The organism is Mycolicibacterium sarraceniae (assembly GCF_010731875.1).
Taxonomy (GTDB): domain Bacteria; phylum Actinomycetota; class Actinomycetes; order Mycobacteriales; family Mycobacteriaceae; genus Mycobacterium; species Mycobacterium sarraceniae.
This window is the reverse complement of record NZ_AP022595.1, coordinates 3,332,925-3,354,154: the sequence shown is the minus strand read 5'-3', so window position 1 is coordinate 3,354,154 and position 21,230 is coordinate 3,332,925. Positions and strand designations below refer to the sequence as shown.

The following is a 21,230-nucleotide window of genomic DNA, read 5'->3' as shown; positions in this document are numbered from 1 at the left end:
GGTTGGGCTTGGCCCGGCGATGGGTATGGGCTGAACCATGCCGGCCGACCATGGTGCCCTACCTCCGGATACCGCCAGTCGAATCGCCGAGATCGCCCACCATGCGGCGGCCGAATTACCCGGTGCCGACTACGTGAACGTCACGGTGACATCTGGCCAGTACGGCATCGACACTCCCGCATCAACGCATCCGTGGGCGGAACGCATCGATGCAATCCAGCGCCGCCACCGGGAGGGCCCCTGCGTGTCCTCGAGTCGGCAGCCCCACCCCGTTCACGTCGAAGACCTGACGCTTGAGACCCGCTGGCCGAGGTTTCGCGCCGAAGCCCTGGACAGCACACCGGTGCGCAGCATCATGGGCTTCCCACTGTTCGTGAACGGCGAATCCATGGGGACGCTGAACGTGTTTGCCGAACGCCCCCATGCGTTCGGCGAACGCACCCGGCAGCTGGGTTCGCTGTTCGCCGACCACGTGGCGCTGGTGTGCGAAGCGGCTCGGCGCGAGTCGCAGTTCCAGGAGGCGCTGGCCAGTCGCGACATCATCGGGCAAGCCAAAGGCATGATCATGGAGCGCTACTCGATGGACGCCGATCAGGCATTCGAGATGCTGCGCCAACTGTCGCGCAATGCCAATGTTCCGCTGGCGGAGGTGGCCGCCAAGATCATCGAAGCGGCACAAGCGAATCGGCGTTGAGTCGGGTTGTGCTGCCGGTCCCCGGCATGGCCTTGCCCGCGGCGACGTCGAGTTGATAGGCCAGGATCGCCAAGCCGAACAGGCCGATCGACAGTGTGATCAGGGCCGCGAATCCCTCAGTGGCGAAGTGGACGAGGGCGCTGAGAAGCGTGAACGTCAGCGCCGCGCTTCGCAGAAAGCGCAGCGGCCACAGCCGCGAGCCATTCTGTCAGCGGCGATCGAGGCGGCCGACGCCAGGCATTCATGCGCGCGAAGCGGCCGGCCGCCGCCGATTTGCGGGTAGCCAGTGAGCCTGAGATAGAGCCGGGTCAGCAGGATCGTCGTGATGGCAATGCTGACAAACGCTTCGGCGTTCGCCGGCCCCACGGCGTTACGGGCGATCGGGCCACGGCGGGCGTGACGGTGGTTGTCGGAAAGTGATCGTCATCCCCGCACACAATGACGTGAAAGCGCTGCCGGATTGCCTGGCCGCCGTCCTGGCGGCAGCGCGCTCGTAGATCGGTTCGGTACGACCCCAGCGTCGAGGGCGCATACGGGCGCTCGAAGAGGGTGCCCATCGCGCCGTGGCGCAACAGGGCCATGTCATCGATGCTGTCGGCGCCGGCCACCATCCCCGCAGATAGTCACATCTACGAGATGGCCTTCGTTCTGGCCGAATGTCACAGTGATCGAGGCGCATTGGCGTCATCCGGTGGCTGACTACCCCGCTCTCCAGTGACGTTGCCACTGGGATCATCAGCGCCACCAGGCGTCTACCCCAGATCTGCGTTGCGTGATCGCAAAGGTTCTGCGCCCTCAGCCGCAACAACGTCAACAATCCCGGCACCGTATCGGGTGCCGGGCTTGTTGACTGTGAGTTATTAGTTCTGCTCAGCCTTTTCGCGCGCTTCGCTCACCTTCGCGGCGGCGCGGGCGCTCTCGGCCTCTGCTTCCTTCTGCGCAGCCTCACGCTGAGCATCGGCCTTGTCCTGCTGGGCCTGCCCCTCGCGCTGGAGATCATCGCGGCCGGTGACGGCGCCGACGACTTCCTTGGCCTTACCCTTGACACCTTCGACGATGCCCTTGATGGCTTCTTCCGGTCCGCTATTGTGCTCGCCCATATCGGTTTTCCTCTCGGTGTGGCGCCACGCCCGTAGAGCGTGTTGGGGAGATTCCCCGCTGGCCTTGATCTCGTCTTCCCGTCAACGGGCCGGCGCAAACGGCTTCACCGCGCTTGAGCGCGTGAAATCAGCTGTGGCGTCCCACACATCACCCGTCTAGCTGCGGGTTGTCGGAATCGAGCCGCTCAGCTCACGTTGAGGTTTGGCAGCGGCGGCAGCCCCGGGATGTGCGGTGGCGGGGGCAGCCCGGGGATCAACGGCTTTCGCGTCGTCGTGGTGTCCCACTCCATGGTGGTGGTCGTCGGCGTCGTCGTGGTCGGAGTCGTCGTGGTCGTTGTTGTCGTCGTGGTGGTCGTCGGCGGCGTCGTCGTTGTTGTCGTGGTCGTGGTCGTGGTCGTCGGTTCCACAGTCACGATGGTGGTGTGAGGTGGCGGCGCCTGCTCAGTGATGGTCTGGATCGGCGGATTGGTCATCGTGACGGTCTCGGTCGGCACCGGTGGTGGCACTGCAGGACTCTGCTGCACCGGGGTCACCGCGGTGACGGGGGTCGCCGGCGCCGGGTTCACCGATTGGGTGGTCGGGGTGTCGGGAGTGCTGGTGCCGGTGAGGGTGTAAGCGAAACCGCCGACGGCCACGGCCGCGACCGCTGCGGCACCGCCAAGCAGCAGCGGCACGCTGCGAGTCAGGCCCGACTCGGGCCGGGCGGGTGGGTCACCGCCCAGGATGGACAGCTCGTCGTCGGTCTGGTCATCCCCGTAACCGCGATAGTCGAAGTCGTTGTAGGCATAGGACTGGTCTTGCGGGAGTGGCTCATCGGGGGTGTCGTCACTCGACCAGGCCAGGGCGGCGGCCATGGTCTGCGACTGCGGGCCCACGTCCGCGATCAGCGGCGCGGGCGCCAAACCGGTCGGCGCGTCAGCCGCCAGCTGTCGGGCGGCGGCCAGGCCCGCACCCAATGCCGCGTCGAGCTGCGGGTGCGCCGACACAGTGACCGGAAGCTGCAGATGGCTCGAGATTTGTTGAGCGACAACAGCTATTCCCTGGCCATCACCGATTGCGGCGACGGCGCTGATGGTTTCGCGGGAGACCCTGGCCTGGTTCAGAGCGTCATCGATGAACGCCGCGAAATCGGCGGGCAGGCCAGGCCGATGCACGGTCTCACCGATCTGGCGGTAGTCGGCACCGGCGTCTGCCACAGTCACCGAGCTGTCGTCGGCGTCGATACCGCATACCACGACCACTCCGTGGCGCGGCAGTCCAGGATCGCTCTGCAGCGAGCGCAGCGCGGCAGTCGAGTCCGACACCAGAAGCGGCGGTGCCGCGACACCGGCCAGCGCGGGCAGGCGCCACATGGCCTCACGCAGCGCATCGCGACGGCCCGGCCCCCAGTGGGCGGGAACCGCCACGGCCGCCACCGCAGCGAGACCGGCGCCCGCGGCATCAGCGAGCGCGGACAGGGCTAGGGCCAGCAGCTGTTCGGCGCGGTAGACGACCCCGCCCTCGCCGACCAGCGGCGACGGGTCGCCGACCCGCTCGACAAAACCGGTCCACACCTGATCGCCAAGCACCAACTCGGCGGGGCAGATGAACGGGGGGTCCCCAGCTCGGGCGGCAACCAGGCTGGTTGCGCCCACGGAGATACCCAGTGGTGCAGTCATTCAGCCATGATCACCACGGCGCACAACGAATGTCACTCAGGCGCGCCGATTGGCCGCAGGCCTATGACCTAACTGTGACTGTGCTTGGTAAGCATTGCGTTTGCCCATGTCGATCGAGGTATGAGCAGATCACGTCGACCAGCGCGGTCAGTTCTCGGCTGTTGCGCATCGGGCCCGCCATCACCAGTTGCGTGATCACCAGACCGCGCATGGTGGCCCAGATCAGATCCCCGATGGCCGCCGCGTGTGGGCTGTCCAGCCCCTCGGCGATATCACCACTCAAATTGGTTATGGCCCTTTGCAACTCGACGAGATGGCGAGTCGCTCGTTTATCTCGCATCGCTCGGGTGCCGATGAGGATCTCCAGCGAGGCGCGCGACGTCGGGCTGGAGAACGCCTGCCAGGCGGCGTGCACCACCAGCTCGACCCGTTTGCGGTGGGTTTGCGTCGGTGACGGGGGCGGCAAGCTGCGCAGCAACTCGAGCATTTCGGTGAATCCCCGATCGACGACGGCCATCAACAGGGCGTCGCGATCGCCGAAGTGGTACTGCACCACACCCCAGGTCACCCCGGCTCGTTCCGCGATGTGCTTGGCGCTGGCCGCGGCGAAGCCCTCCTCCACCACGCAGCGCACCGTCTCGTCCAGAACCGCCTCGCGGGTCCGGTCGGCACGCAGCTGGCTGCCGCCAGGTGGGCGGCGCGGCGCAATCTTCGTCACGTCACCACATCACCGTGTCAGCGTGTGCGGTCGGCAAGTCCTTGACGGACAAGACACCTGGCGGTGCGGCACATACCGCGTCGATCGCGTTGACCGCGCGTGCGGCGGTGGAGATCACTCCGCCGTCGTTGTGGTCGACACCGCCGAGGCCGAGGTGGGTGTTGATCTCGACCCCCGGGTTGCCGTGGACGACCACCCGGTGCACACCGAGTCGGCCGTCCGGCGGGTAGGGCCAGTGCGGTGCGGTCACCGGGGTGAGCCGGTTGACGTGCTCCATGGTGATCACCGGTTGCCCGTCGCGGATGCCCTCGACCGCGAAGCGGACGGCGGCCACATGCCCGGGCGCCACGCTCATCATCGTGCAGTCGATCGGCTCGGGCGTCACCCAGCTTTCGTGCCGCTCGCGCACCTCGTCGAGGGTGACCCCAAGAACCTCGGCCAGCGAGCGGACCTGCCCTCCCCACAGCGAGGACAACACGCCGGGGGCGAACATGATCGGGGTGTGGTCTGGCGTGGTGCCGAAACCGAAACTGACACCGGTGAATTCGGCATCATCGTAGCTTCCGTAGTCGCAGATCTCTGACACCGTGACCGCGGTGGCCCGCCCGGCGAGGGTCAGCGCGGTGTAGACCAGGCTGTCACCGGAATAGCCGGGGTCGACGCCGTTGATGTACAGCGAGGTGCCACCTTCTGCGCAGGCCGCGGCCAGCGGATCGCGAATCCACGCGTCGGCGTGGTACGGGGCGACCAGCCACACCATCGACGTGCCGACGACGTTGGTGCCGGCCCGCAGGAAACGGCAGATCTCGGCGATGGCTCGTTGCGGCCGCATCTCGGCCTGCGAGGTGTAGACCACGCAGTCGGCGCCCAGCTCCACCAGCGCGTCGATATCGTTGGTGGCGATGACGCCGGTGGGCTCGGATAGCCCGCAGATTTGTGCGGCGTCGCGACCCACCTTGTCGGCGCCGTGGGCGTGTAACCCGACAAGCTGCAGGTCGGGCCGCTCGATGATCATCGGCAGGGCATGCTTGCCGACATTACCGGTGGCGAACTGAATCACCCGATTCACAGCAGGTCCGTAATGGTCTTAAGCCCTGCCTCGTACAGCACGCCAGGCATCATTCCTCCGTCTATCTCGATAGTGGTGCCGTTGATGAAATCGGCTGTGCCACCGCATAAAAAGACAACCGCACGGCCCACCTCGGCGGGCTCACCGGCCCGATTCATCGGCACGGCGTGGAAGTACCTCTCCCCCGTCGGGTCGTCCTTGGGTAGCACGAACGATTTGAAGTTGTCGGTCATCGTCGGCCCCAGCGCCAAACAGTTGACTCGCACTTTCGGTCCCCATTCCTCGGCAAGTGATCGGGTGAGATGGTTCAGCCCGGATTTAGCCGCGCCGTAGGACACCAAGGTCGGCGATCCGGCGGGATGGCCCGCGCCGCTGGAGATGTTGACGATCGAGCCGACGCCGTCCTGTTCGCGCATCTGTCGAAACACCCTGATGGCAAACCACATCGGGCTGATCAGATTCATCTGAATGGCGAAGGCGTGGAACAACACCGTGCGCTCGTAGTCGCAGTCGGCCGCGGGCGCGCCCTGGATACGCGAGACGAGTTCCGGGATGTCCTCGACATGCGGTGCGGGAACCGTGCCGCCGGCGTTGTTCACCAGGATGTCGATACGACCGTAGTCGGCCACCACTGCGTCAACGAACGCGTCGATGGCCCGGTAGTCGCCCTGATCGCAGACCCGCTGCGATGAACGGGCCAGCCACTGTGGGTTGTCGGCCGTGCCGGGGATGGCATCCAACGGCCCTCGCGAGCAGCCGATCACCGTGGCCCCGGCCCGCAGCAGCTCGTGCGCGATACCGAGTCCCACGCCGCGGCTGGTGCCGGTGACGACGGCGACCTTGCCGTCCAACGGTGTTGACACTGTGAGCTACCCGTCCCGCAATTCTCAATGAGTGCCCAATATGATTACATGCTTAATGTTCTTGGGCAACGACGTGATGAAGGGCGGCGGCATGGGTCTGCGCGGAGAGGCCGCGATCGTCGGCTACACCGAACTCCCCTCCACCAAGCGACCGACCGGTCCGCTGGAGTTCAACCTCGAGCAGTGGGCCCGGCTGGCGGCGGCGGCGCTCGCCGACGCGAGCCTGTCGGCCTCCGACGTCGACGGTATCTGCACCACACACCTGGCCGAGTCGCAGATCTTCGTGCCCTCCACCGTCATCGAATACCTGGGCATCAAAGCCAATTTCGCGGAGAAGGTCGACCTCGGCGGAGCCAGCGCGGCGGCGATGGTGTGGCGAGCGGCAGCGGCGATCGAGCTGGGGCTGTGCAACGCCGTGCTGTGCGTCATCCCCGCTACGCCGATGACGCCGGTGAGTGCGCAGAAGCCGCTGGACCTGACCGAGTTGATGTACTTCGGGGCGTCGAGCAACCGATACGGTTCGCCGCAAGCCGAGTTCGAGATCCCTTACGGCAATCTCGGCCAGAACGGGCCCTATGGCCAGGTTGCCACCCTCTACGGCGCGACCTACGGCTATGACGAACGCACGATGGCCAAGATCAGCGTGGACCAGCGCGTCAACGCCAATCACACGCCGGGATCGATCTTCTACGACACCCCGATCACCGTCGATGATGTGGTGAACAGCCCCGTCATCGCATCTCCGCTGCACATGCTGGAGATCGTCATGCCGGTGATGGGCGGTTCAGCGGTCGTCGTGACTAATGCCGATCTGGCCAGTCGCAGCACGAACCGACCGGTGTGGATCAAGGGATTCGGCGAGCGCGTGCCCTACAAGACGCCCACCTACGCACACGAGCTACTGCAGACACCGATGATCAAGGCTGCTGCGCAAGCGTTTTCGATGGCCAACCTGACGCCGGGCGATATGGACATGGTGTCGATCTATGACTGCTACACCATCACGGTGCTGCTCAGCCTGGAAGACGCGGGCTTCTGCCAGAAGGGCAAGGGGCTGCAGTTCGTCGCCGAGCACGACCTGACGTTCCGCGGCGACTTCCCGATGAACACCGCGGGCGGTCAGCTCGGCTACGGCCAGGCCGGCACTGCCGGGGGGATGCACCACATTTGCGATGCGACCCGCCAGATCATGGGCCGCGCCTGTGCCACGCAGGTGGCCGACTGCAATCGTGCGTTCGTCTCCGGCAACGGCGGCATCTTGAGTGAACAGACCACCCTCGTTCTGGAAGGCGATTAGTCATGGGCGATTTCGACAGGCCGATGCCGATCCCGACACCGACCACCCAGCCGTTCTGGGATGCGCTGGCCGAGCACAAGGTTCGTATCCAGTATTCGCCATCGGCGCGGCAGTACGTGTTCTATCCGCGAGTGCTGGCGCCGGGCACACTGGCCGATGACCTGGAGTGGCGAGAGATCTCCGGGGCGGCTTCGCTCTACACCTACACCGTGGCCTACCGGCCGACGGCGCCGCACTTCGCCGGCGATGTGCCGCAGTTGCTGGCCGTGGTGCAGTGGGATGAAGGTCCGCGATTCTCCACCGAGATCGTCAACGTCGAGCCGGGCGGTCTGGAAGTCGGGATGCGGCTACGACCGGTGTTCTACGACTATCCCGATTCCGGTGTGACAATGCTGCGCTACGAACCGGCCTGAACTAGCCGAGGATCGAGTCCGCGTCGTCGCGACGGATGACATAAATATGCTCGAAGCGCAGGCACATGGTGGTGCCCAGCGCTGATGAGTCGATGGTGAGGTCGTCGGACAGCGCCCGCATCAGCGGGATGCCGCGACCGCGCGAGCGGCTCTGATTGGCCGGCGTTGATTCACGCCAGCGACCCTGGTCGGCGATGGTGATGGTGAGAGTGGCGCCGTCACGGACAGCTTCCACATCGATAGTGCCGGGCCCGCCGTTGTTCAGATAGGCGAACTCGGCTGTATTGGCGAGCGCTTCGTTGACTGCAAGGACGACGTCACTGAACCGACCCCCGTCAAGATCCCCGCGCGCCCGCAGCCAGGTGGCGAACTCGTCACGGACCCTGGCTGCGTTGTACGCATTAGCGACGACATCGTTACGAATGAAACGGTCACCGTCAGCTGAAGGGCAGGGGTAGCTCGGCGTCGTCATGGCAAATCTCTTGTACCCAACTTCCGAGGATTACTCACCCAATGCGGCGCGTGCCTCTTTCAGAGTCTCGTACAAGCCGACGATATCGGCCAAACCGACGAGTTTCAGGGGCCGGCTTGTCGCGGGCCCGCTGGCCACGACGCCGAAGCCGATCTCCGCCGAAGCTTTGTCGCGGGCCGCGACCAGGACGCCCATGCCTGCCGATGCCAGGAAGTCGACGTCGGAGAGGTCGACGATGATTGCCTTCGGGTCCTTCGTCAGCGCGCCAGCAATGCTGGTCTCCAGTTGCGGTGACGTCAGCATGTCGACGACGCCTGCGGCGGAGATGACGACGGTGCGGCCGAACCACTCCTCGGAGATCTCGCACCCGGTGTTGGCAGCGGTCGTCGTGCCCGTGGCCGCAGTGGCTTGCTCGTCCAAGATTCACCTCATTACCGCGCGCCGGACGGCGCACTCGCGGATCGATTGTGTCTGCGAGGCTGCCGTCTGAACCTGGCAATTACGTAGGAGCGGTTGTGCGCCGGCTTTTCTTGCGGCGCGAGTCAGCATCGGAAAAAACCGGCGAGACCACCAAAGGCTAACGTACACCGCCTTCAAACGTGGGATCGAGGGCGCATGCCAGCGCGCCCGACCGGTCCGCCCAATCCGACAAACCGCCGCCTTTGTCCCAGTAAAACGGGCCTTTTTATCGATCTCGGTGAGTGAACCTGTGTGGTTCCTATGCTGACGTCATGGCTAATTCTCCGACGCCGACGCTGCCGCCGGGACCTTCACTTCCACCTGTTGTTCAGGCCGTGCTGATGTTGCGCTACTGGCCGCGCTTCGTGTCCGCCTGCCGGCGCCGTTATGGGCGGACCTTCACACTGCGGATCGCCCAGATGGGCACGCTGGTCTATCTGGACGACCCGTCCGACATCAAAGAGGTGTTCGCCGGGGATCCGGCGGTCTTCCATGCCGGCGAGGACAATTCCATGCTGTCCGGGCTGCTGGGCCCGGCTTCGGTGCTGGTGGTCGATGACGAGGTGCACCGCGATCGCCGGCGGTTGATGTTAGCGCCGTTCCATCGCGACGCAGTAGCGCGCCAGACTGAGCTGATGGCGCAGATCGCTGCGTCCAACATCGCCGGCTGGCCGGTGGGCAGGCCGTTTGCGGTGGCACCGAAGATGTCGGAGATCACCCTCGAGGTGATTCTTCGGCTGGTCATCGGCGCGAGCGACCCCGCCCGGTTGGCCGCGTTGCGCGAGGTCCTGCCCAAGCTGCTCAACCTGACGGCGTTCGAATTACTCGCAATCGGTGCGCCCAGCCTGCAGCGGCGACTGCCGTGGCGTGGGGTGCGCCAGCGCATCGAAGAGGCCGACCGGCTGCTGTACGCCGAGATCGCAGAACGCCGGGCTGATCCAGCCCTGGCCTCGCGCACTGATGCGCTGGCCATGTTGGTGCTCGCTGCCGATCAGGATGGGCGCACGATGACCGATGCGGAGTTGCGCGACCAGCTGATGACGCTGCTGGTGGCTGGGCACGACACCACGGCCACCGGTTTGGCGTGGGCGCTGGAGCGGCTGACGCGGCATCCGGCGGCGCTGGCCAAGGCCGTGCGGGCGGCCGAAGCGGGCGACGACGAGCACCTGGATGCGGTGGCCAAGGAAACGTTGCGCAGCCGGCCCGTGGTCTTCGACGTGGGCCGGATCTTGAAACAGCCGGTGGAGATCGCGGGCTATCGGCTGCCCGCCGGGGTGATGGTGGCGCCGGGGATCGGACTGGTGCATTCCGATGACCGGGTCTATCCGGACGCGGATCGGTTCGATCCGGACCGGATGATCGGGGCAACGCTGAGCCCGACGACCTGGCTGCCGTTCGGTGGCGGGGCGCGGCGGTGTCTCGGGGCGACGCTCGCGATGGCCGAGATGCGGGTGGTGCTCGGTGAGGTATTGCGCCGTGTTGATCTGGCGTGCACCTCTGCACGTGGCGAGGGTCAGCGGGTCAAGCATGTGATTCTCACGCCGAACCGCGGTGCGCGAATCACGGTGTCGCGGTTACGAACCCTGCGACAACACCGAAAGCCGCTCAGCGACAACGCCATTCATCAGTAATCTGATGCGAACTCTTCGCGACAGGCCAGCGCGAGTCGCTTGGCCTCGAATCGAACGTGTGCGCTGCTTATCTGCTTATCTGCTTAAGCGGACTTCGCGGTTCAGAAGTCGCCGAATGTGTCTCTGGCTAGGACTTCTTTGTCAGAGGCGTCATCGTGAACCGCAGCGGTCGGCGGCGTGTCGGTGCCGCCGATGAGTTCGTGCAGTGGGTGTGAGTCAGTGTTGACGCTTTGTTGCAGCAGGCGGTAGAAGAGCATGCCGCGGGCGGGGTGACATGCCCGGGTTCGGGTGAGCTGTAGCCGGAGGTGTCTTCGTGGGTGTAGCCCTCGGTGGCCAGCACGCGGAACATCCGGGCACCGTCGGTACGGATCAGTGACCCCGGTGCGGCGGTCGCGCGGGCGAAGTCGACCACTTGCTTGGAGCCCGGACTGTCCGCGACGCCGAGGCGCACGCGCCCCAGCCGTAGTTCCCTATTCACTTGTTTACCAACATTTTCCACCGAGATCATGACGGGAACCTTGTCGGTGGACGCGCCCTGCTTACCGGTCGCGCGCCCACCGACGAAGGACTCGTCAACTTCGACCACGCCGGACAGCAGCTCACGATCCGGGCGCACCATGGCTCGGCGCAACGTGTGTAACCACGCCCACGCGGTCTCATAGGAGCCCAGGCCGAGCATGCCGTGCAGGTTCTGGGCAGAGGAACTGTTGCGCTGCGAGGTCACCAACCAGATCGCGGCGAACCACGTGCTCAACGGGGTGCGGTCGAGGTCTGCCAGGCCCGATCACCGTCGCAGACCGGACACCGGAAACCATCTGGCCAGCGCAGAACCGCCAAATACGCTGCGCACGAAGCATCGTCGGGAAACCACGCGCGGAACTCCTGGTAGGTCCGCGGGTAGTCCACCCCGCCCACCGGATCGGTACCCGCACCCACGCTGACCAGCATAAGTCCACTTAAGCAGTACGTGTGTACGGCTGATCTCAAGCGAGCTCGCGACCGCGGGCCCAGTTCAGGAGGAGATCGGCTTGACCATGACTGTAGACACGCTGCTAGTCGAAGCGCCGGCCACTGGCTCCGGCAGCCCGGAGCCGCTGCTTAGCCCGCTCGGAACTGAGATGCCGAAGATCACGCCGGCACCGTCGCCCGCTCCCACCGAGCACACGAGGGGTCCCGCCAAGAAGACCAAGACGCTCGAACTCACCCTCACGGTCACCGGCACTGCCGACGGTGAATGGCACGCGGAGCTCAAGCGCGGCAGCACGTGTCTCGCACGCAATCTCGCCGTCGCGGCGGCCGCGGTGTCCCGAGCGGCCAAGGAGTTGCATGAAGACCTGGCCACGCCGATCGACGAGATCATCAAGGAAGCACGGTCGGAACAGGCCGCCCGAGTGGCCGCGCTCGAGGCTGAGCTGGAAGCGGCACGTGAGGCACTCGCGAATTTGGATTGACGTTTCGATTCGCCGAATTCTGTGAATCATCGGCGAGCAGTTTCCCCAGCGAGAGAAGGTTCACAGTGAAGCGAATCGTCCACTCCATCCTTGCAGTGTCGGCGGCGGCAGCCGTTCTGAGCGGTTGCTCGGCCTCGGAGGTCATCAACACCGGCGGCGACACCAAGTGCAAGGACTTCCTCACGCAAGACGAGAAGAAGCAGAACGACGAGATCAGCAAGATGCTCAAGGACAAGAGCGGCCAGGATCCGTCGAACTTGGAAATCACCGCAACGAAGGCCTCGGCCACGATCTACTGCCAGACCCTCGGCAAGGAAGACACCAAGATCTCTGAGGCTCCGCACGGCTAATCGGCTCGTGGGCTGATTTCGGGCGATGAGCATGCCCCGAGATTCATGAACGTGGTTGCCGCCCAGTTGAATTCGCTGGGCGGCACGGGGTGGAGAGGTGATACGAGACCGGGGCTGATGGTGATGATGACGCGCGGAGCGAAACGGCGCTCCGCCGGCGATGATCTGAGTGGTCCCGGCTGGTATCGAACCAGCGACCTTCCGCGTGTGAGGCGGACGCTCTCCCACTGAGCTACGAGACCCGGGGCGGCGGACACCATCAGAGGTGGCGTGCTCGCCGGATTGGAACACTAGCACGGCACGAGCATCCAGCCGGAAATGCGCTCTCGAAGGCGTGTGGACGACGTGATTTGTGCGGCTTCGCTTTTGTGGTCTATTGTCGTTTTTCGCAGCGGGCGACGATCTCGTCCGAGGCGCGCGGACGTAGCGCAGTTGGTAGCGCATCACCTTGCCAAGGTGAGGGTCGCGGGTTCGAATCCCGTCGTCCGCTCGAAGATGTTAGGGCATCAGACCCACGGTGGAGTGGCCGAGTGGTGAGGCAACGGCCTGCAAAGCCGTGCACACGGGTTCGATTCCCGTCTCCACCTCCAAGATGAGGCCGGCGCGATTAGCTCAGCGGGAGAGCGCTTCCCTGACACGGAAGAGGTCACTGGTTCAATCCCAGTATCGCGCACCAGAGTTTGTGCAGGCTGACTTAGGTTTTTAATCCCTGTCGATAAATTCGCCGCGTTGGTCGGCCGCGTCGTTTTCTCCCCGCAAGCTCGCCACGCTCGCCTTGACGTCTTTGACCAGCAGCATCAGTTGCAGTGGGTCGGTGGGCGACGGCTCGAACCCGTAGCGGAGGTAGAACTGACGGGCCTCGTCGTGAAGTGCATGCACGAGGATGGCGCGAACACCTACTTGCTCGGCGACTAAGACGCTGCGCGCAATGGCATCGCGGAGGAGGCTCTCACCCAGCCCACGGTGCTGGTGCTTGACGTCGATAGCCAGGCGCGACAACAGGATCACCGGGATCGGATCAGGCATGTTGCGACGAAATCTTCCGCTGCAGCCATCGTGCGACACCGCTCCCGTTGCGAGCGCGTAGTAGCCGACGACGCGACCATCGCAGCATGTGACGAAGCAACGAGATGCACCGGTGACATGGTTGGCCAGAGCCCTCTTGCGCAGATACGAGTCCAGGCTGGACGCGCCGCTGTCGAATGTGGTGGAGTCGTCGCTGTCAGTGATCGGCCGCGGGAGGCTGTAGCGGCTCACAGCTCGGGATCGAACAGCGATGGCTTCGCGAACAGCTTCGCCAACGCAGGCTTGTACTGAACGGGGCGCTCGAGCAACGCGTTGAACTCGGTCCATGCCGCGTCGTCGAGCTGAAAGTGCCGGCGATCTGCGAGCACGTCGCGGGCGTGAGCGACGGTCGCACTCACGGTGAACGTGGTGAGATCGATGCCTTCGACCTCGGCGGCATGGCGAATCAGTGCGTCCTGCGCGGGAGTCAGGCGCACCGCGAATCGTTCGGACTTCGTAGCCATGCCTCCATTGTGTGCCCGATAGGCGTACACGTCAATCGGGCCTCGCGCGCGTGCGCTAGCCTGCGCACGCCAGCGCGAAATCTTGGCCGCATGAGTCTGAGTGTTGATTTCAACCAAGGGGAAGACCCGATATTCAGGAATCCAAGCCTGCGTCGACGTCGTATTCGGCGCGCTGCATCGCCGGTAAACCATCATTGACCTGCTCGTAGACCGCGAAGATGCCATCTAGCGGCGTGGAGGTCGTCTGGTAGCGGGTCGGCGGCGGTCAAGGTTTGGTTGCCTGCCTTGATTCTCACCGTGCGGTAGCGGCGTGTGGTTCGGACGAATTTCTCGATGCTCCCGCCAGTTTGGTGCTCAATGTAGTGGCTGACGGCCATCGCGCCGACGACGATGCTCAGGCGGGCTTCGATCGTGTCACGGGTCCGGTGGTAGATCAGGCGGCCGTTTCCCCAGGCCGCTCGCCGAACCCGCCGTGCGACTTTCATCGCAATGGGCTCTCCATGGTTTCTGCGGTCGGGTCGGTTCAGGCAGCGGCCCAGGGACTCGGGATGCGGTTGCCCCGGTTACCCGCGACCCGGTCCCACGCCACGATCAACGTGGCCGGCTCACACACGAACGTGAACAGATCGTCGAACCGGCGACCAGCAAGCGGCCGCCGCCCAACAGTGAAGCTTGGCCAGACCACGAATGCCCAGTCCTCAGGGACTGAGAACAACCGTGCCGCGATGACTTGGCACAACGCGGCGCGGGGTGGCCTCACCGAAATGCGCGCGTATCCCCAGCGGATGGTTTTGCGGCACTACAGGAGCTGGTGATAGATGAGGACACTCCGCGTTGCTGGAGCCGGACACCGCCGCGCCCAGTCTCTTGACCTCGACGCGCAGTTTCGCGACTCACGACTGACAGCAGTTTGCGGAACACCAGGACTCAGGTGCGCTCAGCCGTCATGTTCATATCGACGCTGCCCTGGCACGCGCCGCTGAGGATCTCGGTGTGCATGCTGCCGGCAAGAGACCCGTCAGCCTGAGGCGTGTACCGCACCTGAGCGTGGGCTGGATTCCACTGAGCCGTCTCGTCGGGCATCCTGCATTCCCATTGGAAATCGCTGGCTTGCGTCCACGACGACCCATCCCAGGTGAACGTGACGGGCTGGGGAACCGTCGGGTTGCTGGGCGGCGGACCGCTCGTGATGGTGGCAGTGCACGTCCCACCCGCACAGCTCGATTGGAACCCGTAGGTCTCGGTGTGCTGCTGCTCGGGCTGACCGGCCGCCATACTCGTTCCGGCTTTGGGGCCCACGATGAATGTGATCGCGTATTGACCGTTCCAGGACGGCGGCTCCGCGGTGGCAGGCGCGGGAGGGCAGACGGCGATCGCCAGCGCGGCGGCGCTCAGCCCGACGACAGTGCCCAAACTGCGCCGATCCCTGTGAGCCACGGCTCGATACTAAAGGCCCCCCACCAAACAAGAGTCTTAAACATTCATCGCCGAGCGCCCGCCCCGTCGTACGCCGCCCACCATGACCGCCACCGGGCAGTTGCCGTTCCGAGAGGCAGGGAACTGGTGACCGCCAAGCGCGCGCACCCCGACGGCGACGTCATCTCCCGGTTGTGCGACGAGCCCGACCTCGCCGATTTCGAGATCGCCACGCTGGCGATGCAATTGCTGTTCGCCGGACACGAGACCACGGTGACCCAGATCTAGGTGGGCTCACTGCTGTTGCTCACCAATCCCGACCAGTGGCAGACCCTGCTCGCCGACCCCGACGTGATCCCCCAAAGCCGTCGAGCAAATCCTGCGCGCCGGCATGACGGGCGGCGTCGGGGTCCCCCGCCACGCGCGAGCCGATATCGACGCCGAGTTCTTCGCCCACCCCGACCGTCTCGACCTCACCCGCACCGGCGCGGCCCACGTCGGCTTCGGCTACGGCCTGCACTACTGCGTCGGGGCGGCGCTGGCGCGGCTGGAGCTCAAGACCTTCCACTCCCCGCTCATCCCCCGGGTTCCCGACCCTGCAGCTGCGCGCTGACCCCTCGACGATGACCGCGGGTTTCCATTCCCTGTCTCACGGTCTGGTCGCACTGCCGATGTCAGCACCGCGCCCGGCGACAGCTCACTGCGCTGCAGGCTGGAGAACAACAATCCGATGTTGTCCCCGGCCACCGTCTCGTCCACCTTCTTGCGGAACTGTTCGATGGCCTCGACCCGGACCGCGCGCACCGTTGATCCGGACCTCGTCGCCGACGCGGAGCTCTCCTTGTTCGACGCGGCCCGTCGCGACGAGGCCGCGATCCTTGATGAAGAACACGTCTGAACCGTCAGACGAAACATGTGCGGCAGCTACCCGCTCGCCTGCACCCATAGGCAGTTACCGCTGAGCACGATCGTGAACAGCTTGGGCAGCACCTCTAGCTCCAACGGCTGGCCCGGTTGCCCCTGCGAATGCACCAGGGGGGCAAGCTCTCCCGCAGCCACCACGGTCACCTGGTCGGCACCACATACCGTCGCCGGGTCAAGCGGGGTGGCGGTCCACCGGCCCGAGCGCAGGTTGGGGTTGCGAAACCCCTGCCCGTGCAACGTGATCTCCGGCCCGTAGCTCAGCCACCGGCTGCTCGGATCGAATGGTGCCAGGACCGGCGCCCAGCGTCCCGGCCGATCCGGAACAGCCTGGCACACCAGGTACTCCGCGCCGCCGGGCAACTGCGTCATGACATCGCTGAGTTCCCGCGGACACGTAGCACCGGCCTGCGGGACGTCAGCGTCGGCACCGGCGGGCCCCGAGAACGACAGCGCGGCAGCCGCCACCGCGATCAGCGCGCCCCACCGTCGCACGGCTATGCGTAGAGCCTGTCGATGTTGTCGGAGAAGTTTTCCACGACAGCCTTGCGCTTGAGCTTCAGGCTCGGCGTCAAATCGCCCGCCTCAACCGTCAATTCGCGATCGATGATGGCCACGCGCTTGACCTGCTCCCAGCGATTGAGATGCTTGTTGAGGGTCTCCACGTAGCCTTCGACCATCGCCTTGGTCTTCTCATGACGCGCAACCTCATCGAACGGCTTGCCTTCCAAGCCATTTCGGTCAGCCCACTCTCGGATGGCGTCACCGTCCAGACTCACCAGCCCGACGCAGTACGGCTTGCCCTCGCCGTAGACGATGATCTCGCTGGCGAACGGGCACAAACCCCTGAACGACGCCGAGATCGCCGAGGGCGCCACATACTTGCCCTGCGAAGTCTTGAACATGTCCTTCTTGCGGTCGGTGATCCGCAGGTATCCCTCTGCGTCGAGCTCACCGATATCGCCGGTGTGGAACCAACCGTCACTGGTGATGGACTCGGCAGTGGCCTCGGGCAGGTCGTGATAGCCGCTCATCACGCCAGGCCCCTTGAGCAGCACCTCGCCGTCGTCGGCGATCTTGACGTCGGTCCCCGGTAACGTCCAGCCCACGGTGCCGAACCGGTAAGCCTCCGGGCGATTCAGCGTCGACGCCGCCGACGTCTCAGTCAGGCCGTACCCCTCCAGCACGACGGTGCCCACGGCATCGAACCACTGGGCGACATCGCGATCCAGCGCTGCCGATCCGGAGATGAAGAAGCGCAGCCGTCCACCGAATCGCTGACGAATCGTGGAGAACACCAGCCGGTCGGCGATCGTGCGCTGCAATGCCAGCCCCGCACCGATCCGGTGACCGGCCTGATTGGCGCGCGAGACCCGCAAGCCGACATCGATCGCCCAGTCGAAGAGAGTCTTCTTGAATCCGCCCTCTTCCTCGATCGTCTCGTTGATCCGGCCGTGCACCTTCTCGAAGATGCGCGGTACCGCGCCCATGAACGTCGGCTTGATGATCGCCAGGTTCTCGACGATCTTGTCGACCCGGCCGTCGATGACGGTCGGGAACCCCATCACCAGCGGCATGGCCAGCATCACCTTGCCGAACGAGTGCGCCAACGGCAGCCACAGATAGTTGAGGTCCTTATCCGACAGCACATTCAATGACTGCAACGCGGCCGCGGTGTAGGTCCAGGCCTCATGATTGAGCCGGACGCCCTTGGGCTTGCCGGTGGTGCCGGAAGTGTAGATCAGGGTGGCCAGCTGACCGGGCGGGATCGCGTCGATCCGATCGGTCACCGCACTGGGGTTGTCGGCCAACAGCTGCTTACCCAGCTGTTCGAGATCCTCGAGCGTGATCACCCAGTCATCGGCGCTCGTGCCGTCGATGATCACCACCTTCTCGACGGCCGGCAGGTCAGCGCGGTGCGCGACCAGCTTGTCGACCTGAGACTGGTTCTCCGCCACCACAACCCGGCTGCCCGAGTTGGCCACGATGAACGCGGTGTCTTCGGCGTTGGTGCTCGAATACACCGTCGTCGTGGCCGCTCCCGCCGCCAAGATGCCGAAGTCGACGACCACCCAGTCGTAGCGCGTCCCCGATGCCAGTGCCACCCGATCCTCGGGGTTGATCCCTAAGGCGATCAAGCCAGCCGCGATCAGGTCGACGCGATCACGGACCTGCTGCCAGTTGACGCTGGTCCACCCGTCATTGTCGGGGTAGCGGAACGCTTCGTTCGTGGGCGTTGCCGCGACGCGGTCAAGAAACATCCGGGGCACCGACGCCGCCCGGTTGTCGATCTTGCTCAAGTCGGGCTGCTCTTGGGATTTACGCAGGCATGCCATGACGCGAGTTTATGGACTTTCGCCGCGCGACCGGTAGCAAATCGGGAAGCGGGTCGGACGCGCGCCGAACAAGCCTCCGTCAACTTGTAGTTGACGGACCACTACCGTCAACCTACGGTTGACGCATGGAAGAGCCGGCCCGCATTGCCCACCCCGTCCGCCTCGACGATCTCATCGACGGGGTCAAACGCGTTCACACCGGTGCCCTCGAGCAGTTGAGCGATGCCGTGCTGACCGCTGAAGCCCTCGGGGACCTCGCCGATCACCTCATCGGTCACTTCGTCGACCAGGCCCGGCGCTCGGGTGCCTCGTGGACCGATATCGGTAAGAGCATGGGCGTCACCAAACAGGCGGCACAAAAACGCTTCGTACCTAAGATGACCAACCTGAACGCCAACGACCTCGACCCGGCCCAGGGCTTCGCCCGCTTCACCCCCCGGGCCCGCGGCGCCGTCGTCGCCGCACAGAACGCCGCTCGCCAGGCCGGCAACGCCGAGATCACCCCCGACCACCTTCTGCTCGGCCTCCTCACCGACCCCGCGGCCCTGGCCACCCCCGTGCTGCGCGCCCAACAGATCACCCCCGACGCGGTTCACCAGGCCATCACACTCCCGCCGCCTGCCGCCGAGATGCCCGCGCTGATCCCGTTCGACGCCCCTGCGCGCAAGGTTCTGGAGCTGACCTTCCGCGAAGCACTTCGCTTGGGCCACAACTACGTCAGCACCGAACACCTGCTGCTGGCGCTAGCCGAAGCCGAGGACGACGGCGGTACCCTGCACCTGCTCGGATTCGACAAGGCGCGCGCCGAGGCCGATATCGCCGAGACCTTCGCTGCGATCACCACCGCCCGGGAGTCCTGAGTCGAGCTACCACACGGTAGGGCGTCCGCCGCTGGTCGCGGTCGCCGATCTGTTATCCCATCACTGCGATGTCAGTGAATCTGTTGATTCCCAACACCTTTGATATGGTAATCAGCCAAAGAGCCGGGGTTTCTTCCACGCCTTCGCGTCCCCCGACACGTCGGTCCACTGCCCCGTTTCGTACCGGTGCGGCTTTCTCTCACCGCGGCGGACGACATCGAGAGAGCCGTCGTGGTGCTTCACATACGAGTCACCGAAGCGCATGTACGCGTCGCATTCGCCACCGGGCAGCGTCACAGTAACGGTCATGCCGGATACCTCAACGAATCTTCTCGGGGACCGAATTGAGCACGCGCAGGACCTGCACGGCCAATTCGTTCGCATCCTTGTCGCCAAGCTTGGCATGGGTCTTGATGACGTCCGTCACGAGGTCAACTCGATGAAGGTAGGGCGAACGGACGGTTGTTGGCGAAGCCATGAGGTTCCTTCTTTGTCGGGCATCTTGGCTCGTAATCGAGCTGCCCGGTACTGCTGACACTACGCGCATTCTCGCGTTGGCGATGACGATCAGCGGTACGAATCGCCTTGGTTGTCAAGATCTCTCAATACACGGCGTAGAGTCAAATCATCGGCGCCACCGAGGCCTCGTGATCGAGGTCTACAAAATCATTACTGCACAACCGCTTTCGATGGGCATTCTCGCCCACTCCCGCAAGGAGAACGAGCGACGATTGCCGATCCATCCCGCACATATCAGCAGGATCGATCCACAGCTGCGGTCGCGGATATTCCTGGAACACGGCTACGGCTCCGACTTCGGTGCCACGGATAACGCCCTGAGCCGTCTCGTTGGCGGCGTCGGCACCCGCGCGCAACTCCTCGCCGACTGCGACGTGATTCTGTTGCCCAAGGTCCAGGCCGAGGACCTCGCGGAAGTCAAAGAGCGGCAAGTAGTTTTGGGCTGGCCGCATTGTGTGCAGGATGCCGCGCTCACTCAGGTCGCCATTGACCGGCGGTTGACGCTGATCGCATTCGAGTCCATGAACCACTGGCGACCCGACGGCGGATTCGGGTTGCACGTCTTTCACAAGAACAATGAGCTCGCCGGCTACTGCTCGGTCTTGCACGCTATGCAACTCACCGGCGTCACCGGCAGCTACGGTCGCCGGCTACGGGCCGCCGTCATCGGCTTCGGCGCGACCGCACGCGGCGCCGTCACCGCGCTCAACGCCCACGGCGTCGACGACGTTCGGGTGCTGACCAACCGCGATGTCGCCGCCGTCGGCTCGCCGATCCCCTCAACCCAGATCATCCAGATGGGCCACCACCCGGATCGGCCGGAGCGGGTCTGGGCCGACGCGGGCGACGGTCCAATCCCGGTGGCTCGGTACCTCGCCCGCAACGACATCGTCGTCAACTGCGTTCTTCAGGATCCGGTCGCGCCGCTGACGTTCGTCACCGAAGACGAACTGGGGGCGTTCGCACCCGGCAGCCTGATCATCGACGTCTCCTGCGACGTGGATATGGGCTTCAACTGGGCGCGCCCGACCTCATTCAGTCATCCGATCGTCGAACTGGGCGATGGCGTGCAGTACTACGCCGTCGACCACAGCCCCTCGTACTTGTGGAACTCGGCGACGTGGGAGATCAGCGAGGCGCTGGTGCCACACCTGGAGATCCTCTTGGCCGGGGCGGCGGCGTGGACGACGAGTCCGACGATCTCGCGGGCCGTCGAGATCCGCGACGGGATCGTGCTCAATCCGAAGATCCTGTCGTTCCAACATCGTGACGAGTCCTATCCGCATGCGGTACGTATCGGCAGGCACCGCCCGCCCGGGTCAAAGTCGTTGGGCGCGTCGGCTGTGAACTGACCGCTATCAACGGTGCCCTACCAAGAGCGGCTTGACCATTGCCGGTACCAAGACGTTCACGCTGGCTGCGCACGCCGACCATGACTTCGTGCTGATTCGCCTGCTCTAGTCCCACACGCTGC

At 64.9% G+C, this 21,230-nt stretch carries 25 protein-coding genes, 4 tRNA genes and 3 pseudogenes; 13 read left to right on the top strand and 19 right to left on the bottom strand.

Features of this window, described 5'->3' with window-relative positions:
* Positions 1-37: 37 nt before the first annotated feature.
* A complete protein-coding gene (locus tag G6N13_RS16775; protein WP_163698769.1) occupies positions 38-694 on the top strand; it encodes a GAF and ANTAR domain-containing protein in 657 nt (218 codons plus the stop codon).
* Positions 695-850: 156 nt separating this feature from the next.
* Here the strand turns inward: G6N13_RS16775 and G6N13_RS25255 are convergent, their stop codons facing one another.
* From G6N13_RS25255 to G6N13_RS16740, 6 genes are all read right to left on the bottom strand, one after another.
* Positions 851-1,060: a hypothetical protein gene (locus G6N13_RS25255; protein WP_235677793.1), complete on the bottom strand. Its 210-nt coding sequence runs from the start codon at positions 1,058-1,060 to the stop codon at positions 851-853.
* Between the two features lie 494 nt (positions 1,061-1,554).
* Positions 1,555-1,794, bottom strand: coding sequence for a microaggregate-binding protein 1 (gene mbp1, locus G6N13_RS16765; protein ID WP_163698767.1), 240 nt, complete (start codon positions 1,792-1,794; stop codon positions 1,555-1,557).
* Between the two features lie 185 nt (positions 1,795-1,979).
* Positions 1,980-3,452 (bottom strand): DUF7159 family protein, encoded by a 1,473-nt coding sequence (locus G6N13_RS24355; protein WP_179965000.1) that lies wholly within the window; start codon positions 3,450-3,452, stop codon positions 1,980-1,982.
* Positions 3,453-3,513: 61 nt separating this feature from the next.
* Positions 3,514-4,170, bottom strand: a complete 657-nt coding sequence (locus G6N13_RS16750; RefSeq protein WP_163698761.1) for a TetR/AcrR family transcriptional regulator — start codon at positions 4,168-4,170, stop codon at positions 3,514-3,516.
* Between the two features lies 1 nt (position 4,171).
* A complete protein-coding gene (locus G6N13_RS16745) occupies positions 4,172-5,239 on the bottom strand; it encodes an NAD(P)H-dependent amine dehydrogenase family protein (RefSeq protein ID WP_163698759.1) in 1,068 nt (355 codons plus the stop codon).
* Complete coding sequence (locus tag G6N13_RS16740; protein ID WP_163698757.1) at positions 5,236-6,102, bottom strand: SDR family NAD(P)-dependent oxidoreductase; 867 nt, start codon at positions 6,100-6,102, stop codon at positions 5,236-5,238. The genes G6N13_RS16745 and G6N13_RS16740 overlap by 4 nt, the downstream gene beginning before the upstream one ends.
* A gap of 91 nt (positions 6,103-6,193) precedes the next feature.
* Here G6N13_RS16740 and G6N13_RS16735 point away from each other — a divergent pair, with 91 nt between their 5' ends.
* Positions 6,194-7,399, top strand: coding sequence for a thiolase family protein (locus G6N13_RS16735; RefSeq protein ID WP_163702221.1), 1,206 nt, complete (start codon positions 6,194-6,196; stop codon positions 7,397-7,399).
* Positions 7,400-7,401: 2 nt separating this feature from the next.
* Positions 7,402-7,812 carry a Zn-ribbon domain-containing OB-fold protein gene (locus tag G6N13_RS16730; RefSeq protein WP_163698754.1) on the top strand — a complete coding sequence of 137 codons (411 nt, stop codon included), beginning with the start codon at positions 7,402-7,404 and terminating at the stop codon, positions 7,810-7,812.
* A 1-nt stretch (position 7,813) separates the two neighbouring features.
* On the opposite strand, the gene G6N13_RS16725 is transcribed toward G6N13_RS16730, so the two are convergent.
* Together G6N13_RS16725 and G6N13_RS16720 are read right to left on the bottom strand one after the other, a co-directional pair.
* Positions 7,814-8,284, bottom strand: coding sequence for an ATP-binding protein (locus tag G6N13_RS16725; RefSeq protein ID WP_163698752.1), 471 nt, complete (start codon positions 8,282-8,284; stop codon positions 7,814-7,816).
* Positions 8,285-8,314: 30 nt separating this feature from the next.
* The gene (locus tag G6N13_RS16720) at positions 8,315-8,704 is read right to left on the bottom strand and encodes an STAS domain-containing protein (protein WP_163698750.1); all 390 of its coding nucleotides are present in this window, start codon (positions 8,702-8,704) and stop codon (positions 8,315-8,317) included.
* Positions 8,705-9,015: 311 nt separating this feature from the next.
* On the opposite strand from G6N13_RS16720, the gene G6N13_RS16715 reads away from it, so the two are divergent.
* On the top strand, positions 9,016-10,374 hold the full coding sequence (locus G6N13_RS16715; RefSeq protein ID WP_163698748.1) for a cytochrome P450: 1,359 nt from the start codon (positions 9,016-9,018) through the stop codon (positions 10,372-10,374).
* A 101-nt stretch (positions 10,375-10,475) separates the two neighbouring features.
* Here the strand turns inward: G6N13_RS16715 and G6N13_RS16710 are convergent.
* Positions 10,476-11,289 (bottom strand): annotated as a pseudogene (locus G6N13_RS16710) (IS1595 family transposase).
* 113 nt (positions 11,290-11,402) lie between these two features.
* On the opposite strand from G6N13_RS16710, the gene G6N13_RS16705 reads away from it, so the two are divergent.
* Together G6N13_RS16705 and G6N13_RS16700 are read left to right on the top strand one after the other, a co-directional pair.
* The gene (locus tag G6N13_RS16705) at positions 11,403-11,825 is read left to right on the top strand and encodes a DUF6319 family protein (protein ID WP_407663743.1); all 423 of its coding nucleotides are present in this window, start codon (positions 11,403-11,405) and stop codon (positions 11,823-11,825) included.
* A 74-nt stretch (positions 11,826-11,899) separates the two neighbouring features.
* Positions 11,900-12,175 (top strand): hypothetical protein, encoded by a 276-nt coding sequence (locus G6N13_RS16700; protein ID WP_163702217.1) that lies wholly within the window; start codon positions 11,900-11,902, stop codon positions 12,173-12,175.
* 170 nt (positions 12,176-12,345) lie between these two features.
* Here the strand turns inward: G6N13_RS16700 and G6N13_RS16695 are convergent.
* Positions 12,346-12,417, bottom strand: a tRNA-Val gene (locus G6N13_RS16695).
* Positions 12,418-12,592: 175 nt separating this feature from the next.
* Between G6N13_RS16695 and G6N13_RS16690 the strand changes: the two genes are divergently transcribed.
* The 3 genes from G6N13_RS16690 (at position 12,593) to G6N13_RS16680 (ending at position 12,851) form a co-directional block, all read left to right on the top strand.
* A tRNA-Gly gene (locus G6N13_RS16690) sits at positions 12,593-12,665 on the top strand.
* 26 nt (positions 12,666-12,691) lie between these two features.
* Positions 12,692-12,765 (top strand) — tRNA-Cys (locus G6N13_RS16685).
* Between the two features lie 11 nt (positions 12,766-12,776).
* Positions 12,777-12,851: transfer RNA gene (locus G6N13_RS16680), tRNA-Val, on the top strand.
* Positions 12,852-12,877: 26 nt separating this feature from the next.
* On the opposite strand, the gene G6N13_RS16675 is transcribed toward G6N13_RS16680, so the two are convergent.
* The 4 genes and pseudogenes from G6N13_RS16675 to G6N13_RS16660 all read right to left on the bottom strand — a co-directional run bounded on the left by G6N13_RS16675 (position 12,878) and on the right by G6N13_RS16660 (position 15,141).
* Positions 12,878-13,432, bottom strand: a complete 555-nt coding sequence (locus tag G6N13_RS16675) for a GNAT family N-acetyltransferase (RefSeq protein WP_163698746.1) — start codon at positions 13,430-13,432, stop codon at positions 12,878-12,880.
* A complete protein-coding gene (locus tag G6N13_RS16670) occupies positions 13,429-13,704 on the bottom strand; it encodes a type II toxin-antitoxin system TacA family antitoxin (protein ID WP_163698744.1) in 276 nt (91 codons plus the stop codon). Before G6N13_RS16670 ends, G6N13_RS16675 begins: the two co-directional genes overlap by 4 nt.
* A gap of 191 nt (positions 13,705-13,895) precedes the next feature.
* Positions 13,896-14,144 (bottom strand): annotated as a pseudogene (locus tag G6N13_RS16665) (IS1634 family transposase); the annotation flags it as partial.
* Between the two features lie 487 nt (positions 14,145-14,631).
* Positions 14,632-15,141 carry an Rv2253 family sensor-like surface protein gene (locus G6N13_RS16660; protein ID WP_163698742.1) on the bottom strand — a complete coding sequence of 170 codons (510 nt, stop codon included), beginning with the start codon at positions 15,139-15,141 and terminating at the stop codon, positions 14,632-14,634.
* Between the two features lie 126 nt (positions 15,142-15,267).
* On the opposite strand from G6N13_RS16660, the gene G6N13_RS24350 reads away from it, so the two are divergent.
* Positions 15,268-15,408, top strand: a complete 141-nt coding sequence (locus tag G6N13_RS24350; RefSeq protein WP_179964999.1) for a hypothetical protein — start codon at positions 15,268-15,270, stop codon at positions 15,406-15,408.
* Between the two features lie 103 nt (positions 15,409-15,511).
* Positions 15,512-15,733, top strand: a complete 222-nt coding sequence (locus G6N13_RS24345) for a hypothetical protein (RefSeq protein WP_179964998.1) — start codon at positions 15,512-15,514, stop codon at positions 15,731-15,733.
* Between the two features lie 53 nt (positions 15,734-15,786).
* On the opposite strand, the pseudogene G6N13_RS25245 reads toward G6N13_RS24345, so the two are convergent.
* From G6N13_RS25245 to G6N13_RS16645, 3 genes and pseudogenes are all read right to left on the bottom strand, one after another.
* A pseudogene (locus G6N13_RS25245) lies at positions 15,787-16,035 on the bottom strand (EF-Tu/IF-2/RF-3 family GTPase); the annotation flags it as partial.
* A 9-nt stretch (positions 16,036-16,044) separates the two neighbouring features.
* Positions 16,045-16,536 (bottom strand): hypothetical protein, encoded by a 492-nt coding sequence (locus tag G6N13_RS16650; RefSeq protein ID WP_163698740.1) that lies wholly within the window; start codon positions 16,534-16,536, stop codon positions 16,045-16,047.
* Positions 16,537-16,538: 2 nt separating this feature from the next.
* Complete coding sequence (locus tag G6N13_RS16645; RefSeq protein ID WP_163698738.1) at positions 16,539-18,377, bottom strand: AMP-dependent synthetase/ligase; 1,839 nt, start codon at positions 18,375-18,377, stop codon at positions 16,539-16,541.
* A 125-nt stretch (positions 18,378-18,502) separates the two neighbouring features.
* On the opposite strand from G6N13_RS16645, the gene G6N13_RS16640 reads away from it, so the two are divergent.
* A complete protein-coding gene (locus G6N13_RS16640) occupies positions 18,503-19,237 on the top strand; it encodes a Clp protease N-terminal domain-containing protein (protein ID WP_163698736.1) in 735 nt (244 codons plus the stop codon).
* A 111-nt stretch (positions 19,238-19,348) separates the two neighbouring features.
* On the opposite strand, the gene G6N13_RS16635 is transcribed toward G6N13_RS16640, so the two are convergent.
* On the bottom strand, positions 19,349-19,546 hold the full coding sequence (locus tag G6N13_RS16635) for a hypothetical protein (RefSeq protein ID WP_163698734.1): 198 nt from the start codon (positions 19,544-19,546) through the stop codon (positions 19,349-19,351).
* A gap of 10 nt (positions 19,547-19,556) precedes the next feature.
* Positions 19,557-19,664, bottom strand: a complete 108-nt coding sequence (locus G6N13_RS24585) for a DUF6307 family protein (protein ID WP_322789273.1) — start codon at positions 19,662-19,664, stop codon at positions 19,557-19,559.
* A 262-nt stretch (positions 19,665-19,926) separates the two neighbouring features.
* Here G6N13_RS24585 and G6N13_RS16630 point away from each other — a divergent pair, with 262 nt between their 5' ends.
* Positions 19,927-21,108: a N(5)-(carboxyethyl)ornithine synthase gene (locus tag G6N13_RS16630; RefSeq protein ID WP_179964997.1), complete on the top strand. Its 1,182-nt coding sequence runs from the start codon at positions 19,927-19,929 to the stop codon at positions 21,106-21,108.
* Positions 21,109-21,230 lie beyond the last annotated feature (122 nt).

Bases quoted from the DNA above. Each gene is read 5' to 3' on its own strand.
- G6N13_RS16640 (WP_163698736.1), top strand. From the start codon at position 18,503: ATGGAAGAGCCGGCCCGCATTGCCCACCCCGTCCGCCTCGACGATCTC.
- G6N13_RS16730 (WP_163698754.1), top strand. From the start codon at position 7,402: ATGGGCGATTTCGACAGGCCGATGCCGATCCCGACACCGACCACCCAG.
- G6N13_RS24345 (WP_179964998.1), top strand. From the start codon at position 15,512: ATGACGGGCGGCGTCGGGGTCCCCCGCCACGCGCGAGCCGATATCGAC.
- G6N13_RS16670 (WP_163698744.1), bottom strand. From the start codon at position 13,704: ATGGCTACGAAGTCCGAACGATTCGCGGTGCGCCTGACTCCCGCGCAG.
- G6N13_RS16775 (WP_163698769.1), top strand. From the start codon at position 38: ATGCCGGCCGACCATGGTGCCCTACCTCCGGATACCGCCAGTCGAATC.
- G6N13_RS16630 (WP_179964997.1), top strand. From the start codon at position 19,927: ATGGGCATTCTCGCCCACTCCCGCAAGGAGAACGAGCGACGATTGCCG.
- G6N13_RS16725 (WP_163698752.1), bottom strand. From the start codon at position 8,284: ATGACGACGCCGAGCTACCCCTGCCCTTCAGCTGACGGTGACCGTTTC.
- G6N13_RS16635 (WP_163698734.1), bottom strand. From the start codon at position 19,546: ATGACCGTTACTGTGACGCTGCCCGGTGGCGAATGCGACGCGTACATG.
- mbp1 (WP_163698767.1), bottom strand. From the start codon at position 1,794: ATGGGCGAGCACAATAGCGGACCGGAAGAAGCCATCAAGGGCATCGTC.
- G6N13_RS24355 (WP_179965000.1), bottom strand. From the start codon at position 3,452: ATGACTGCACCACTGGGTATCTCCGTGGGCGCAACCAGCCTGGTTGCC.
- G6N13_RS16715 (WP_163698748.1), top strand. From the start codon at position 9,016: ATGGCTAATTCTCCGACGCCGACGCTGCCGCCGGGACCTTCACTTCCA.
- G6N13_RS16735 (WP_163702221.1), top strand. From the start codon at position 6,194: ATGGGTCTGCGCGGAGAGGCCGCGATCGTCGGCTACACCGAACTCCCC.
- G6N13_RS16645 (WP_163698738.1), bottom strand. From the start codon at position 18,377: ATGGCATGCCTGCGTAAATCCCAAGAGCAGCCCGACTTGAGCAAGATC.